The organism is Duganella qianjiadongensis (assembly GCF_009857915.1).
GTDB classification, from domain to species: domain Bacteria; phylum Pseudomonadota; class Gammaproteobacteria; order Burkholderiales; family Burkholderiaceae_D; genus Rugamonas; species Rugamonas qianjiadongensis.
The window spans coordinates 208,104-222,424 of the sequence record NZ_WWCM01000001.1 but is presented as its reverse complement, the minus strand read 5'-3'; the positions used below and the strand labels follow the sequence as shown (position 1 = coordinate 222,424).

Annotated in this window: 15 protein-coding genes; 11 read left to right on the top strand and 4 right to left on the bottom strand. The window is 62.9% G+C overall.

Translation table 11 applies throughout. From position 1 onward, the window contains the following. The first annotated feature begins 185 nt into the window (after positions 1-185). Positions 186-1,532, top strand: a complete 1,347-nt coding sequence (locus GTP27_RS01025) for an MFS transporter (protein ID WP_161037334.1) — start codon at positions 186-188, stop codon at positions 1,530-1,532. A gap of 71 nt (positions 1,533-1,603) precedes the next feature. On the opposite strand, the gene GTP27_RS01020 is transcribed toward GTP27_RS01025, so the two are convergent. Beyond that, positions 1,604-2,518 carry a LysR family transcriptional regulator gene (locus GTP27_RS01020; protein ID WP_161037333.1) on the bottom strand — a complete coding sequence of 305 codons (915 nt, stop codon included), beginning with the start codon at positions 2,516-2,518 and terminating at the stop codon, positions 1,604-1,606. A gap of 100 nt (positions 2,519-2,618) precedes the next feature. Between GTP27_RS01020 and GTP27_RS01015 the strand changes: the two genes are divergently transcribed. From GTP27_RS01015 to GTP27_RS00975, 9 genes are all read left to right on the top strand, one after another. After that, positions 2,619-3,728, top strand: coding sequence for a muconate/chloromuconate family cycloisomerase (locus GTP27_RS01015; RefSeq protein ID WP_161037332.1), 1,110 nt, complete (start codon positions 2,619-2,621; stop codon positions 3,726-3,728). A gap of 38 nt (positions 3,729-3,766) precedes the next feature. Then, the gene (catC, locus tag GTP27_RS01010; RefSeq protein WP_161037331.1) at positions 3,767-4,057 is read left to right on the top strand and encodes a muconolactone Delta-isomerase; all 291 of its coding nucleotides are present in this window, start codon (positions 3,767-3,769) and stop codon (positions 4,055-4,057) included. A gap of 77 nt (positions 4,058-4,134) precedes the next feature. Further along, positions 4,135-5,055 (top strand): catechol 1,2-dioxygenase, encoded by a 921-nt coding sequence (gene catA, locus GTP27_RS01005; protein WP_161037330.1) that lies wholly within the window; start codon positions 4,135-4,137, stop codon positions 5,053-5,055. Positions 5,056-5,072: 17 nt separating this feature from the next. Beyond that, positions 5,073-6,440 carry a benzoate 1,2-dioxygenase large subunit gene (benA, locus tag GTP27_RS01000; protein WP_161037329.1) on the top strand — a complete coding sequence of 456 codons (1,368 nt, stop codon included), beginning with the start codon at positions 5,073-5,075 and terminating at the stop codon, positions 6,438-6,440. Next, positions 6,437-6,916, top strand: a complete 480-nt coding sequence (gene benB, locus GTP27_RS00995) for a benzoate 1,2-dioxygenase small subunit (protein WP_161037328.1) — start codon at positions 6,437-6,439, stop codon at positions 6,914-6,916. Before benA ends, benB begins: the two co-directional genes overlap by 4 nt. Before the next feature lie 22 nt (positions 6,917-6,938). Beyond that, the gene (benC, locus tag GTP27_RS00990; RefSeq protein WP_161037327.1) at positions 6,939-7,970 is read left to right on the top strand and encodes a benzoate 1,2-dioxygenase electron transfer component BenC; all 1,032 of its coding nucleotides are present in this window, start codon (positions 6,939-6,941) and stop codon (positions 7,968-7,970) included. Beyond that, the gene (benD, locus tag GTP27_RS00985; protein ID WP_161037326.1) at positions 7,967-8,749 is read left to right on the top strand and encodes a benzoate diol dehydrogenase BenD; all 783 of its coding nucleotides are present in this window, start codon (positions 7,967-7,969) and stop codon (positions 8,747-8,749) included. The genes benC and benD overlap by 4 nt, the downstream gene beginning before the upstream one ends. Before the next feature lie 5 nt (positions 8,750-8,754). Continuing rightward, positions 8,755-9,534: a 3-oxoadipate enol-lactonase gene (pcaD, locus tag GTP27_RS00980; RefSeq protein ID WP_161037325.1), complete on the top strand. Its 780-nt coding sequence runs from the start codon at positions 8,755-8,757 to the stop codon at positions 9,532-9,534. A gap of 86 nt (positions 9,535-9,620) precedes the next feature. After that, entirely contained in the window at positions 9,621-10,685 is a 1,065-nt protein-coding gene (locus GTP27_RS00975; protein ID WP_229633338.1) for a porin, read from the top strand. A 92-nt stretch (positions 10,686-10,777) separates the two neighbouring features. Here GTP27_RS00975 and pcaF read toward each other — a convergent pair whose 3' ends face one another. The 3 genes from pcaF to GTP27_RS00960 form a co-directional block, all read right to left on the bottom strand. Continuing rightward, entirely contained in the window at positions 10,778-11,980 is a 1,203-nt protein-coding gene (gene pcaF, locus GTP27_RS00970; RefSeq protein ID WP_161037323.1) for a 3-oxoadipyl-CoA thiolase, read from the bottom strand. 66 nt (positions 11,981-12,046) lie between these two features. Next, positions 12,047-12,688 carry a 3-oxoacid CoA-transferase subunit B gene (locus tag GTP27_RS00965; protein WP_161037322.1) on the bottom strand — a complete coding sequence of 214 codons (642 nt, stop codon included), beginning with the start codon at positions 12,686-12,688 and terminating at the stop codon, positions 12,047-12,049. Further along, positions 12,685-13,350 carry a 3-oxoacid CoA-transferase subunit A gene (locus tag GTP27_RS00960; RefSeq protein WP_161037321.1) on the bottom strand — a complete coding sequence of 222 codons (666 nt, stop codon included), beginning with the start codon at positions 13,348-13,350 and terminating at the stop codon, positions 12,685-12,687. The genes GTP27_RS00965 and GTP27_RS00960 overlap by 4 nt, the downstream gene beginning before the upstream one ends. 185 nt (positions 13,351-13,535) lie before the next feature. Here GTP27_RS00960 and GTP27_RS00955 point away from each other — a divergent pair, with 185 nt between their 5' ends. Continuing rightward, positions 13,536-14,321, top strand: coding sequence for an IclR family transcriptional regulator domain-containing protein (locus tag GTP27_RS00955; RefSeq protein WP_161037320.1), 786 nt, complete (start codon positions 13,536-13,538; stop codon positions 14,319-14,321).

Sequence of the window (14,321 nt, the reverse complement as noted above, 5' to 3'; positions counted from 1 at the left end):
CTTTGATGTGTGCTACCGGCTCATACTCGGCGGGTATCCAAGAGATACTCAATCGGTCTTGGACGCTGCTGCCCAAGTTCTCTACCCTGCCTCTGCGGTCCTGACAGGCTCAGTGCACCTCGCTCCGCTTGCCTGCGGCAAGCGCCACACCATGCAAAAAAAACCAAGACAGGGAGACTTCTATCATGCAGCAGATCGACATTCACAAACTGGCCGATCACGCCCGTTTCAACCGCTTCCATGCCGGCATACTGGCATGGTGCGCCATCATCATCATCTGCGATGGCTATGATCTGGCCGTGGCCGGCATCGCCCTGCCAGCCATCATGAAAAGCATGGGTGTGACTGCCCAGAATGCCGGTTTCATGGTCAGTTCGGCGCTGTTCGGCATGATGTTCGGTGCCATCTTCCTCGGCACGCTGGCCGACCGCATAGGCCGGCCGCGCACCATTGCCATCTGTCTGGCGCTGTTCAGCGTATTCACGGCCGCTGCCGGTCTGACGCACGATCCGGTGAGCTTCAGCGTGATGCGCTTTCTGGCCGGTCTCGGCATCGGTGGCGTGATGCCGAATGTAGTGGCGCAGATGACGGAATATTCGCCCCGCAAAATCCGCGCCACCATGGTCACGCTGATGTTCAGCGGCTACGCCGTGGGCGGCATGCTGGCCGCCTTGCTGGGTAAGGGGCTGCTGGAATCGTATGGCTGGTCCTCGGTGTTTCTGGCGGCAGGCGTGCCGGTGCTGCTGATACCCTTCGTGCTCAAGTCGCTGCCGGAATCCATGCCTTTCCTGCTGCGCCGCCAGCGCGTGGCCGAAGTGCAGGCGATTCTGCAGCAGGTAGATCCATCCTACTGCGCCAGTGCCGGCGACGATTTTTCGCTGGCCGCGCAGGAGCGCAGCAGCGGTGCGCCGATTAGCCAGCTGTTCAAGGACGGCCGCGGCTTCAGTACCGTGATGTTCTGGATCGCTTTCTTCATGTGCCTGTTCATGGTGTACGCCCTGAGCTCGTGGCTGGCCAAGCTGATGGCCGGTGCCGGCTACAGTCTGGGCTCGGCGCTGAACTTTGTGCTGATGCTGAACTTTGGCGCGGTGCTGGGGGCGGTGGGCGGCGGCTGGCTGGCCGACCGTTTCCACATCAAATACGTGCTGGTGGGGATGTATGCGCTGGCCGCTGTCTCGATTACCCTGCTTGGCTATAAAGTGCCGATGCCGCTGCTGTATCTGCTGGTCGGGCTGGCAGGCGCTTCTACCATCGGCACCCAGATCGTGACCTATGCCTATGCAGGCCAGTTCTATCCTGCCAGCGTACGCTCGACCGGCATAGGCTGGGCTTCCGGCGTGGGCCGCAGCGGCGCCATCCTGGCGCCTATCGTGATCGGCACGCTGGTCGGCATGGCGCTGCCGCTGGAACAGAATTTTGTCGCCATTGCCATTCCCGCGGTGATCGCCGTGCTGGCCGTGTCGATGATACGCCATGGCCGCTCTGCCACAGCGCAGGCACAAGCGGAACTGGCCAAGCCGGTAGTGGCATAGGGCGGCATAGCGCGGCAGATGAGCCTTGCGGGCGCAGCCTGCAGCGCGCAAGGCTGGCGGGGGACGCCGGATTACAGCGTCTCGCGGATATAGCTGATGCCGCTGGCGTCGTAGATCGCGTAGATCGCCGCCAGCATATCCTGCAGTTCCTCGCTCTGATCGAGCTTGCGCACGCTGAACATCACCGGCGACACCGCCTGCCGGTCGGTGAGGGGGCGGTAGACCACATCGTCGCGCCGCATCCCCTGTACGCTCTCCGGCACCACCGCCATGCCATGCCCGGCTGCCACCAGGCCGATGGCGATCTGCAGTTCTCGCACTTCGATGATCTTGTGCGGCACTATCGCCCGCTCCGACAGCACGGACAGCACCAGATCGGCGAAGCTGGGGCGCGGCGTTTTGGGATACACCAGCAGGGTTTCCGATTGCAGGTCCAGCAGACTCATAGGGTCTGAACTGGCGGCGCGCGGATGGGATGCCGGCAGTGCTATCACCAGCCGCTCGTCGCGCAGCACGATGCGGCGGATGTTGGGGTCTTCGCTTTTAACGCGGCCAAAGCCGACGTCGATCACGCCATCCTTGAGCGCCTGTATCTGCTGCATGGTGGTCATTTCGTGCAGCGCTACGTCCACTTCCGGATGCTGCTCGCGGTATTCGCGGATGATGCGCGGCAGCAGGCCGTACAGCGTGGAAGCGACAAAACCGATGGACAGGCTGCGCTCGATTTTGCCCACCCGCCGCGTCATCGATTTGAGTTCGGCCACCTTGGCTAGCAGCTCCTGCGCGTGCACGTGGAAGAAGGCGCCGGCTTCGGTCAGTTTGACGGGGCGGGTGCCTTTTTCGATCAGTTCCACCTCCAGTTCCTCCTCCAGTTGCTGGATCTGGCGGCTTAGCGGCGGCTGGGCGATGTGCAGCCGCTGCGCCGCGCGGGTGAAATTCTTCTCGTCGGCCACGGCGACGAAGTAGCGTAGGTGTCGTAGTTCCATTGCATACCTTTCAGGTATGGAAATCATGCGAAATCGGTGTTGGACGGGGTTTGTTGCGGGGGATATTGTGTATCCATCTGCCCAATTATACAAACTAAATATGATCGAACATATCGAAGTGATACTGGCCGAGGTCCCTACCATCCGTCCGCACAAGCTATCCGTCGCCACCATGAATACCCAGACGCTGGTGCTGGTACGGGTGCAGTGTGCCGATGGCATCGAAGGCTGGGGCGAGGCCACCACCATCGGTGGCCTCAACTACGGCGAGGAAAGCCCGGACAGCATCAAGGTGAATATCGAGCGCCATATCGCGCCGCTGCTGCTGGGAATGGAAGCGAGTGCCGTGGCGCAGGCCATGTCCCGCGTACGCAACACTATTCAGGGCAACCGTTTTGCCAAGTGCGCGCTGGAGACGGCGCTGCTGGACGCACAGGCGCGCCGCCTGAATCTGCCGCTGAGCGAACTGCTGGGCGGCCGGGTACGCGACGCGCTGCCGGTTGCCTGGACGCTGGCCAGTGGCGACACCGCCAAGGATATCGCCGAAGCGGAGCGCATGCTGGAACTGCGCCGTCACCGCATCTTCAAGCTCAAGATCGGTGCGCGCGCCGTGGCCGACGATGTGGCCCACGTGCTGGCAATCAAGCGTGCGTTGGGTGATGCCGTCAGCGTGCGGGTCGATGTGAATCAGGCCTGGAGCGAACTGGAAGCCATGCGCGGCATCGCCGCGCTGGAAGCGGGCGGCATCGACCTGATCGAGCAGCCGGTGCGGGCCGAAGACAGGGCCGCCATGGCCCGGCTGGCGCAGCGCTTTGCCGTGCCGCTGATGGCCGACGAGGCGCTGCATGGTCCGCAGGACGCCATGACCATGGCGCAGGCCGAAGCGGCCGATGTATTCGCCGTCAAGATCACCCAGTCCGGCGGCCTGATGCCGGCGGCACAGGTGGCCACGGTGGCCCAGTTGTCCGGCATTGCCCTGTACGGCGGCACCATGCTCGAAGGCGGGGTAGGCACGGCGGCATCGGCCCAGCTGTTCTCCACCTTCGGCGAACTGGCATTCGGCACCGAACTGTTCGGCCCTTTGCTGCTGACGGAAGAAGTGCTGCGCACCCCGCTGGTGTACCGCGACTTCATGCTGCAGCTGCCCACCGGCCCCGGCACCGGCGTTGTCGTCGATCTGGAAAAACTGCAGCGCCTGCGGCGCAAATAGCCCAACCGGATTGATTCCGCAAACAAGAGGAGACCACCATGTTATTTCACGTCCGTATGGATGTCCGCCTGCCGCTCGATATGCCGCCCGCGCAGGCCGAACAGCTCAAACAGAGCGAACGCGAACTGGCGCAAAGCCTGCAGCGCAGCGGCACCTGGCGCCATCTGTGGCGCCTGGCCGGCCAGTACGCCAACTTCAGCATCTTCGATGTGGCCAGTGTCGAGGAGCTGCATAACCTGCTGATGTCGCTGCCACTGTTCCCGTATATGCAGATCGAGGTGACGCCGCTATGCCGCCATCCATCTTCGATCCGCGAGAGCGACGCCTGAGCGCAGGCCGCCAGCCTGCACTGTTGCACCTTACATCTTTCAGCTTTAACCCAAGCCCACACCACAAGGAGACTAGCATGACCCATAATGAAATCGACACCCTCGTCAAGAGCTGGATTATCGACAGCGCCACCGGCCCGGTCAATCCGCGCGTGCAGCAGATCGTCACCGGTCTGGTGGGCGCACTGTGCAAGACCATCGAAGATCTGGACATTTCCTCCAGCGAGTTCTGGAGCGGTCTGGAATACCTGCGCGAAGCCGGCGTGCGCAATGAACTGGGCCTGCTGGCGCCCGGCCTCGGTCTGGAACGCTTCCTCGATATCCGTGCCGACGAAGCGGAAGCGCGCGCCGGTCTGGCCGGCGGCACGCCGCGCACCATCGAAGGCCCGCTATACGTGGCCGGTGCGCCCGAGAGTGTAGGCTTTGCCCGTCTCGATGACGGTACCGAAGCCGACCGCGCCGAGGTATTGTTCATGCAGGGCACGGTGCGCGACGAACAGGGCAAGCCGCTGGCCAACGCCAAAGTCGAAGTCTGGCACTGCAATCTGATGGGCGGCTATTCCTACTTCGACAAGACCCAGAGCCCGTTCAATCTGCGCCGCACCATCTTCACCGATGCCGAAGGCCGCTACCAGTTCCGCAGCTTCCTGCCGGTTGGCTACAGCTGCCCGCCGCAAGGTACTACCCAGCGCCTGCTGGACCAGCTGGGCCGCCACGGCAACCGGCCTGCCCACATCCACTTCTTCGTCACTGCCGAAGGCCAGCGCAAGCTGACCACCCAGATCAACATCGAAGGCGATAAATACCTGTGGGATGACTTTGCCTTCGCCAGCCGCGAAGGTCTGGTACCGGCCGTGCGCCACATCACCGATGCGGCCGCGATCAGCGCCAAAGGACTCGACAAGCCCTACGCCGAAATCGACTTCGACTTCAACCTGTATGCCGAACGTGCTGCTGCACCGGCGGCCGAAGTGACGCGCATCCGCGCCGCTGCCTGATAGACGCGGAGTTTGCCATGATCCCGATTCACGCTGTCAAAACCGGAAGCAAGCCAGATCTGGAGCAGTATCTGGTGGAGGACCACGCGCAGGGCGACTACCGCCTGCACCGTAGCGCTTTCACCGATCCTGCGCTGTTCGAACTGGAGATGAAATACATCTTCGAGGGGAACTGGATCTATCTGGCGCACGAAAGCCAGATCCCGCAGAACAACGATTACTACACCACGCATATCGGCCGCCAGCCGATATTCATTGCACGTAATCGTCAGGGCGAGCTGAACGCCTTCATCAATGCCTGTACCCACCGTGGCGCGCAGCTGTGCCGCCACAAACGCGGCAACAAGGCCACCTACACCTGCCCGTTCCACGGCTGGACCTTCAACAATAGCGGCAAGCTGCTCAAGGTGAAGGATCCGGAAGATGCCGGCTATCCGGACTGCTTCAACAAGGAAGGTTCGCACGATCTGAAAAAAGTGGCGCGCTTCGAGAGCTACAAGGGCTTCCTGTTCGGCAGCCTGAATCCGGACGTGGCACCGCTGGCCGAGTTCCTCGGCGAAGCGGGCAAGATCATCGACATGATCGTCAACCAGTCGGAGCAGGGGCTGGAAGTGCTGCGCGGTTCTTCCACCTACACTTTCGAGGGCAACTGGAAGCTGCAGGCGGAAAACGGCGCGGATGGTTACCACGTCTCGGCAGTGCACTGGAACTACGCGGCTACCACCAATCACCGCAAGGAGCAGATTGCGCGCGAAGACAATATCAAGGCCATGGATGCCGGCAACTGGGGCAAGCAGGGCGGCGGTTTCTACGCTTTCGAACATGGTCACATGCTGCTGTGGACCCAGTGGGCCAATCCGCAGGACCGGCCCAACTATCCGCGCCGCGAGGAGTATAGCCAGAAGTTCGGTGCCGCCACGGCAGACTGGATGATCTCGCGTTCGCGCAATCTGTGCCTGTACCCGAATGTGTATCTGATGGACCAGTTCGGTTCGCAGATCCGTCTGCTGCGCCCCATCTCGGTGGATAAAACCGAAGTGACGATTTACTGCATCGCGCCGAAAGGCGAGTCCGATGAAGCCCGCGCCCGCCGTATCCGCCAGTACGAAGACTTCTTCAACGTCAGCGGCATGGCGACGCCGGACGATCTGGAAGAGTTCCGCGCCTGCCAGCAGGGTTACAACGCCAGTGCACTGGAATGGAACGATATGTGCCGCGGTGCCAAGCACTGGGTGCAGGGAGCCGACGAGGCAGCGCGCGAAATCGGCCTGCAACCGGTGATGAGCGGCCTTAAGACCGAAGACGAAGGGCTGTACACCATCCAGCACCGCTACTGGCTCGATGTGATGAAGCAGGCTATCCGCAGCGAAGGAGGTGCAGCATGATCGAACAGATCCGCGCATTCCTGTACCGCGAAGGCCGTTTGCTGGACGACGAGCAGTGGGATGCATGGCTGGAGTGCTACCACCCCGAGGCGAGCTTCTGGATGCCTACCTGGGATGACGACGACCGGCTGGTGACGGACCCGCAGCGCGAAATCTCGCTGATCTACTACCCCTCGCGCCAGGGGCTGGAAGACCGGGTATTCCGCATCAAGACCGAGCGTTCCAGCGCCACCATGCCCGATACCCGTACCAGCCATAACGTCAGCAACGTCGAGATCGAACAACAGGATGGCCAGCTGGTCACGGTGCGTTTCAACTGGCACACGCTGAGCCACCGCTACAAGACCGACTTCAGCTACTTCGGCATGGCCCGCTATGTGATCGATTTTTCCGGCCCGCGTCCGCTGATCCGCAATAAATACGTGGTACTGAAAAACGATTACATCCATCAGGTCATCGATATCTACCACATCTAATTACCCGTAACAGGAGACCATCATGAGCTACCGGATTGCCTTGCAATTTGAAGATGGCGTAACCCGCTTCATCTCGTGCAACGAGAACGAGAAACTGGCCGACGCGGCCTACCGGCAGAAAGTCAATATTCCGCTCGACTGCCGCGACGGCGCCTGCGGCACCTGCCGTGGCCTGTGCGAATCCGGCAGCTACAGCATGCCCGCTTCGAGTTACATCGAGGATGCCTTGTCGGCAGAAGAGGCGGCGCGCGGTGAAATTCTGGCCTGCCAGATGAAGCCCACGTCCGATTGCGTGGTGCGCATTCCGGCCACCTCGGCGGCCTGCAAGAGCGGCGTGCAGCGCTATAGCGGCAATCTGGCCGAAGTGCGCCAGCTCACGCCGACTACGCTGGGCTTTGCGGTGGAACTGGAGGAAGGCTGTGATATCGGTTTCCTGTCGGGGCAGTACGTCAATGTGGAAGTGCCGGGCACCGGGCAATCGCGCTCGTATTCGTTCAGCTCCATGCCCGGCACGCGGCGCTGCGAATTTGTGGTGCGTAATGTGCCGCAAGGCCGGATGAGCAGCTATCTGGCGCAGCAGGCCAGAGTGGGCGAAGCGATCAGCTTCTGCGGCCCTTACGGCAGCTTCTACCTGCGCGAAGTCAGGCGTCCGCTGCTACTTCTGGCCGGCGGCACCGGCATAGCGCCCTTCCTGTCCATGCTGCAGGTGCTGGCGGCAAGCGGCTTCCGCCAGCCGGTGCGGCTGGTGTTCGGCGTGACTAACGACGCCGATCTGGTGGCGATCGAACATCTGCAGCGCATTGCAGCAGCCCATCCGCAGTTCAGCTTCCGTACTTGCGTGGCTTCCGACGACAGTGCCCATCCCCGTAAAGGCTACGTCACCCAGCATGTGGACGAGGCGTGGCTCAATGGCGGCGATGTCGATATCTATCTGTGCGGTCCGGTACCGATGGTGGATGCCGTGCGGCGCTGGCTGAACTCCTGTGGCGTAACGCCTGCCAATTTCTACTTCGAGAAATTCTCGGCCAGTAGCGAAGCGGGAGTGGCAGCATGAGCGCCGGCCGCTTTGCCGGACAGGCGGTAGTGGTAACGGGCGCAGGGCAGGGCATAGGGCGCGGTGTCGCGCTGGCGCTGGCGCGCGAAGGCGCGCAGCTGGTGCTGGCTGACCGTGCCGCCATCGTGGAGGAAGTCGCGGCGGAAGTGGCGGCGCTCGGTGCGCTGGTCACGGTGGCCCGGGGCGATCTGGAAACCTGGGAAGGCGCCGAGCAGCTCAATGCTGCTGCGCTGGCCGCGTTCGGCCGGGTCGATGTGCTGATCAACAACGTGGGTGGCACCATCTGGGTACAGCCGTTTCAGGAGTATGGCCCCGCCCAGATCGAGGCCGAAATCCGTCGTTCGCTGTTTCCCACGCTGTGGTGCTGCCGCGCTGTGCTGCCGGATATGCTGCAGCGCCAGCAGGGTGTGATTGTGAACGTCTCGTCGGTGGCAACCCGTGGCATTTACCGCATTCCGTATTCGGCCGCCAAAGGCGGGGTGAATGCGCTGACCGCCAGCCTGGCGATGGAACATGCGCAGCACGGTATCCGGGTGAATGCCGTAGCAACGGGCGGCACCGAGGCGCCGCCACGCAAGGTGCCGCGCAACGAACAGCCGCTCAATGCGCAGGAACATCAGTGGTATCAGGGCATTGTCGATCAGACCAAAAACAGTAGCCTGATGCAGCGCTACGGCACGATCGATGAACAGGTCGCCGCGATTCTGTTCCTGGCGTCGAAGGACGCTTCCTACATCACCGGCAGCGTGCTACCGGTTGGTGGCGGCGATCAGGGGTAAGCGCCATGCCAGTGATGCAACTCGACGGCCACGCCGTCAGCTATCAGCTTGATGGCAATCCGGCCGCACCGTGTCTGACGTTCTCCAACTCGCTGGGCACCGATTTCTCCATGTGGCAGGGGCAGATCGCCCTGCTACAGCGCGACTTCCGCATTCTGCGCTACGACACGCGCGGACATGGCGCTTCGGCATGCCATTCCGGTCCTGTCACGCTGGAACTGCTCGGGCAGGATGTGCTGAAGCTGCTCGATGCGCTGGCGATCGAGCGCACCCATTTCTGCGGCCTGTCCATGGGGGGCATGATCGCCCAGTGGCTGGCCATCCATGCACCGCAGCGGCTTGACAGGCTGGTGCTGGCAAATACGGCGGCGCGCATCGGCCAGCAACAGGCATGGCTGGAGCGTGCCGCGCTGGTGCGTGCCGGCGGCCTGAATGCGGTTGCGGACGGTGCGGCAGGGCGCTGGTTCACGCCGGCTTTTGCGCAGCGCGCGCCGCAGCGGGTGGCAGCACTGGTGGCGGGTCTGCGCCATGCCAATGCGGAGGGCTATGCAGCGTGCTGCGAAGCGCTGGCCGCAGCAGATTTGCGGGGCCGGATCGCAGACATAAAACTAGCAAGCTTGCTGATCGCAGGGGAGAGCGACCCTGTGACCACCACGGCGGATGCGCGTGCGATGCAGCAGTCCATCGCCGGCGCGGAGCTGGTCACGCTGCCTGCTTCGCATATTTCCAACATCGAGGCCGAAACGGCCTTCAATCAGGCACTGAGGGAGTTTCTGCTGCGCTGAAGCTCTCCGTTTGCACTACCACCATAACGATAATCATGGAGACACAATTGAATCAGACTCAATCACCATCGTTCCGCCCGCGCGCGCTGGCCTTGCTGCTGGCCTGTCCGGCGGCCAGCGTGCTGGCACAGAGTAATGTCGCTGTGTATGGCGTGCTCGATTCCGGCATCGCCTACACCACCAACACCAATGCCGCAGGCGCTGGCGTCACCAAAATCCCCACGCTGACAGGCTCGCTGCCTTCGCGGCTGGGCTTTCGCGGCACGGAAGATCTGGGCGACGGCCTGCAGGCCATCTTCACGCTGGAGACAGGGCTGGGTGTCGACACGGGCAATATGGGGCAGAACCGGCTGTTCGGCCGGCAGGCTTCCGTCGGTCTGAAAGGCAGCTACGGCCAGATTGCGCTGGGCCGTCAGGTGAATATGACTTTTCTCGCCACCCAGAAGGCCGATGTGATGGGGCCTAACCTGTTCTCCATCAGTTCCATCGACCTGTATCTGCCCAATGCCCGCAGCGATAACAGCATCTTCTATTTCGGCCGTTTCCGGAATGTGTCGGTGGGTGCGACCTATAGTCTGGGGCGCGACAGCTCGGCGGCAGGTGGCCCGGCCGGCACCAATTGCGCCGGCGAAGTGGCGGGCAATGCCAAAGCCTGCCGTCAGGTGACGGGATTGCTGGCATATGAAACGGAACCCTATGGCGTCAGTGCTTCCTACGACATCATGTACGGCAATGCCGGTGCTGCCGGTGGCTTGACTAGCGCCGATAATAGCGACAAGCGGGTGACGCTGAACGGCTACGTCAAACTGGGCGAGGCGCGGCTGGGCGCAGGTGTTATCGAACGCAGCACCCGTGCGGCAACGGGGCTGCAGCAGTCGGACCTGTATTACTGCGGCATCAGCTATCCGCTCCAGCCTTTGCTGACGCTCGACGCGCAGCTAGCCCGCAAGGACCAGAAGGGGAGCGATGCCGACGCGACGCTGCTGGTAGCGCGTCTGACCTATCATCTGTCCAAGCGCACGGCCACCTATGCCTCGCTGGGCCGCATGCAGAATAGCGGCGCCTCGGCGATCGCGCTCGATGCTGGCGGTACGGTAGGTGCCGGCAAAACCCAGAACGGCCTTTCGCTTGGCCTGCGCCATTTCTTCTAAAAAGTGGCTGCAAAAAAAAGCGGAGTGGCATTGCCCTCCGCTTTTTTCCATCTGGCGCCAGGCTATTTCTGTTTGGCCTGGCACCGGACGGCTTACACCCGCTCGATGATCACCGCTATGCCCTGACCCACGCCTATGCACATGGTGCACAGCGCATAGCGCCCGCCGGTGCGCTGCAGCTGGTAGGTGGCGGTGGTCAGCAGACGCGCACCGCTCATGCCCAGCGGGTGGCCTAGTGCAATGGCGCCGCCATTCGGGTTGACGCGGGCATCGTCGTCGCGCAGGCCCAGCATGCGCAGCACGGCCAGTCCCTGTGCTGCAAATGCTTCATTGAGTTCGATCAGATCCATCTGCTCCAGCGTCAGCCCGGTCTGGCGCAATACCTTCTGCACCGCCGGCACGGGGCCTATGCCCATCACGCGCGGGGTGACGCCTGCCGTGGCCATGCCGACGATGCGGGCCAGCGGCCTGAGAGCGTGCTGCTGTGCGGCGCTGCCACTGGCCAGCAGTAGCGCGCAGGCGCCATCATTAATGCCGGAGGCATTGCCAGCGGTGACCGAGCCGTCTGCCCGTACCACACCTTTCAGGTTGCCCAGTGCTTCCAGCGTGGTGGCGCGCGGGTGCTCGTCCTGGCGGAACTGCAAGGGTTCGCCGCGCTTCTGCGCAATTTCAACGGTGATGATCTCCTGCTCGAAACGGCCGGCGGCGATGGCGGCAGCCGTCTTGTTCTGGCTGGCCAGCGCAAAGGCATCCTGATCGGCGCGGCTGATGCTGTAATCCTGTGCCACGTTCTCGGCCGTTTCCGGCATGGTCTCGACGCCGTAGGCCGCTTTCAGGGCCGGATTGATGAAGCGCCAGCCCATGGTGGTGTCCTGTAGCGAGGCGCTACGGCTGTAGGGCGATTCCGCCTTGCCCATGACGAAGGGCGCGCGCGTCATGGATTCCACGCCGCCGGCGATCAGCAGTTGCGCTTCGCCAGCCATGATGGCACGGGCTGCCGAACCCACGGCGTCCATGCCGGAGCCGCACAGGCGGTTAATGGTGACACCCGGTACGGCGGCAGGCAGGCCGGCCAGCAGGGCCGACATGCGCGCCACGTTGCGGTTGTCTTCACCGGCCTGATTGGCGCAGCCGTAGTACACATCGTCCAGCTGATCCCACGGCAGTTGCGGGTGGCGCTGCAGCAGGGCGCGGATGGGCAGGGCGCCCAGATCGTCGGCGCGCAGGTCTTTCAGAGCGCCGCCGTAGCGGCCTATGGGCGTGCGTACGGCATCGCAGATAAATGCTTGATACATAGTTGTCTCTCGAAGTGAAGTGAAAAGGGCGCCCGATTGCGGCTGCAAGCGGGCGCCGTGGCAGGTTTAATCGAACAGTAGCGGCGCCGCAGTGGCCGCTTGCAGGGTCTGGGGCGTGAGGCCGGGTGCCATTTCCAGCACGCGCAAGCCTTGCGGGCCCACTTCCAGCACGGCCAGATCGGTGTAGATGCGGTCCACGCAGCCCACGCCGGTAAGCGGGTAGGTGCAGGCGGCGACGATCTTGCTTTCACCCGTCTTGGTCTGGTGCTCCATCATCACGAACACCTGTTTTGCACCGATGGCCAGATCCATGGCGCCGCCCACGGCGGGGATGGCATCGGCCGCGCCGGTATGCCAGTTGGCCAGATCGCCATTGGCAGCTACCTGAAAGGCGCCCAGCACGCAGATATCCAGATGGCCGCCGCGCATCATGGCAAACGAATCGCCGTGATGGAAATAGGCGCCACCGGTCAGCAGCGTTACGGGCTGTTTGCCGGCATTGATCAGGTCTTCGTCTTCTGCACCGGGCGCTGGTGCCGGGCCCATGCCCAGCAGGCCGTTTTCGCTATGCAGGAACACTTCGCGCTCGGGCGGCAGATAGTTGGCCACGCGGGTAGGCAGGCCGATGCCGAGGTTGACGTATGCCCCTTCGGGAATATCCTGTGCCACGCGGGCGGCGATTTCATCGCGGCTGTAGCGCTGAGTCATGCTGCCTCCTTGACGACGCGCTGGACGAAGATGCCGGGCGTGATGATGTGTTCCGGATCAAGTTCGCCCAGTTCCACCACTTCGGCTACCTGTGCGACGGTGGTGCGGGCGGCCATGGCCATGATGGGGCCGAAATTGCGCGCCGCCTTGCGGTACACCAGATTGCCCCAGCGGTCGCCGCGCAGCGCCTTGATGAGGGCGAAGTCGGCATGGATGGGCGACTCCAGCACGTACTGGCGGCCGTTGATGGCGCGGGTTTCCTTGCCCTCGGCCAGCAGCGTGCCGTAGCCGGTGGGGGTGAAGAAGCCGCCGATGCCGGCACCGGCAGCGCGGATGCGTTCGGCCAGATTGCCTTGCGGCGTCAGTTCCAGTTCTACCTTGCCGGCGCGGTACAGCGCGTCGAAGTGGTGCGAATCGGCCTGGCGGGGGAAGGAGCAGATGATCTTGCGCACGCGCCCTGCGGCCAGCAGGGCGGCCAGTCCCGTATCGCCATTGCCGGCGTTGTTGTTGACGATGGTGAGTTCGCGCGCGCCCTGTTCGATCAGTGCGTCGATCAGCGCAGACGGCATGCCGGCATTGCCGAAGCCGCCGATCATGATGGTGGCGCCATCGCGGATGTCGGCCACGGCGCTGCCTAAGGTGGAAGAAATTTTGTTAATCACGGCTCTCTTTCGGGCAGCCAGTGGCTGCATGGTGAGGATGAAGAAAGCTGTGCGATAATCGCACAACGCTTTCCGATCTGACGCTGATTCAGCGCCAATTCAGTGTAGCGGTGGCGAATTTGCTGGACAATGCTGCAAAATCGAAGTTGTGCGATTATCGAACGTTATTTGACAGAGCGGATTATATGGATAATATTTCCGAAGAAATCGACGCCCTGACGGGGCCGGATTTCATGACCTCGCTGGCCCGCGGACTGGCCGTGCTGCGCGCATTCAGCGATCAGCGGCGCAGCCTGACCATCGCCCAGATCAGCCACCGCACCGGCATTTCGCGGGCTGCCGTGCGGCGCTGCCTGCATACCCTGTGCGCGCTCGGTTATGCCGAAGCGGACGGCACGCTGTTCACGCTGCAGTCCAAGGTGCTGACGCTGGGGTATTCCTATCTGTCGTCCACCCCGCTGACCGTATCGACGGCGCCGTATCTGAATAGCCTGAGCCGCAAGCTCAATGAATCGTGCTCGCTGGCCGTGCTGCAGGACGATGAGATTCTGTATGTGGCACGCTCCGCTACGGCGCGCATCATGTCGGTTTCGCTCAATACGGGCAGCCGCCTGCCCGCCTACTGCACGTCGATGGGACGGGTGCTGCTGGCCCAGCTGGACGAGGCGGCGCTCGACGCCTATCTGGCCCGGGTCAAATTGCAGGCCTTTACAGAAAAGACCGTGGTGTCGGCCAGCCGGCTGCGCGCCATACTGGCCGAGGTGCGCCACAGCGGCTACGCCCTCAACGACGAGGAGCTGGAAACGGGCTTGCGTTCGCTGGCGGTGCCGGTGCGCGGCGCGGCGGGCAATGTGCTGGCGGCGCTCAACGTCGGGGTGCAGGCCAGCCGGGTCAGTGCGGCCTATATGCTGGAGGTGTTCCTGCCCATGCTGCAGGAAGGTGCGCAGGAGCTGTCGGTACTACTACCCTAG

Bases quoted from the DNA above. Each gene is read 5' to 3' on its own strand.
- GTP27_RS01025 (WP_161037334.1), top strand. From the start codon at position 186: ATGCAGCAGATCGACATTCACAAACTGGCCGATCACGCCCGTTTCAAC.
- GTP27_RS01020 (WP_161037333.1), bottom strand. From the start codon at position 2,518: ATGGAACTACGACACCTACGCTACTTCGTCGCCGTGGCCGACGAGAAG.
- GTP27_RS01015 (WP_161037332.1), top strand. From the start codon at position 2,619: ATGATCGAACATATCGAAGTGATACTGGCCGAGGTCCCTACCATCCGT.
- catC (WP_161037331.1), top strand. From the start codon at position 3,767: ATGTTATTTCACGTCCGTATGGATGTCCGCCTGCCGCTCGATATGCCG.
- catA (WP_161037330.1), top strand. From the start codon at position 4,135: ATGACCCATAATGAAATCGACACCCTCGTCAAGAGCTGGATTATCGAC.
- benA (WP_161037329.1), top strand. From the start codon at position 5,073: ATGATCCCGATTCACGCTGTCAAAACCGGAAGCAAGCCAGATCTGGAG.
- benB (WP_161037328.1), top strand. From the start codon at position 6,437: ATGATCGAACAGATCCGCGCATTCCTGTACCGCGAAGGCCGTTTGCTG.
- benC (WP_161037327.1), top strand. From the start codon at position 6,939: ATGAGCTACCGGATTGCCTTGCAATTTGAAGATGGCGTAACCCGCTTC.
- benD (WP_161037326.1), top strand. From the start codon at position 7,967: ATGAGCGCCGGCCGCTTTGCCGGACAGGCGGTAGTGGTAACGGGCGCA.
- pcaD (WP_161037325.1), top strand. From the start codon at position 8,755: ATGCCAGTGATGCAACTCGACGGCCACGCCGTCAGCTATCAGCTTGAT.
- pcaF (WP_161037323.1), bottom strand. From the start codon at position 11,980: ATGTATCAAGCATTTATCTGCGATGCCGTACGCACGCCCATAGGCCGC.
- GTP27_RS00965 (WP_161037322.1), bottom strand. From the start codon at position 12,688: ATGACTCAGCGCTACAGCCGCGATGAAATCGCCGCCCGCGTGGCACAG.
- GTP27_RS00955 (WP_161037320.1), top strand. From the start codon at position 13,536: ATGGATAATATTTCCGAAGAAATCGACGCCCTGACGGGGCCGGATTTC.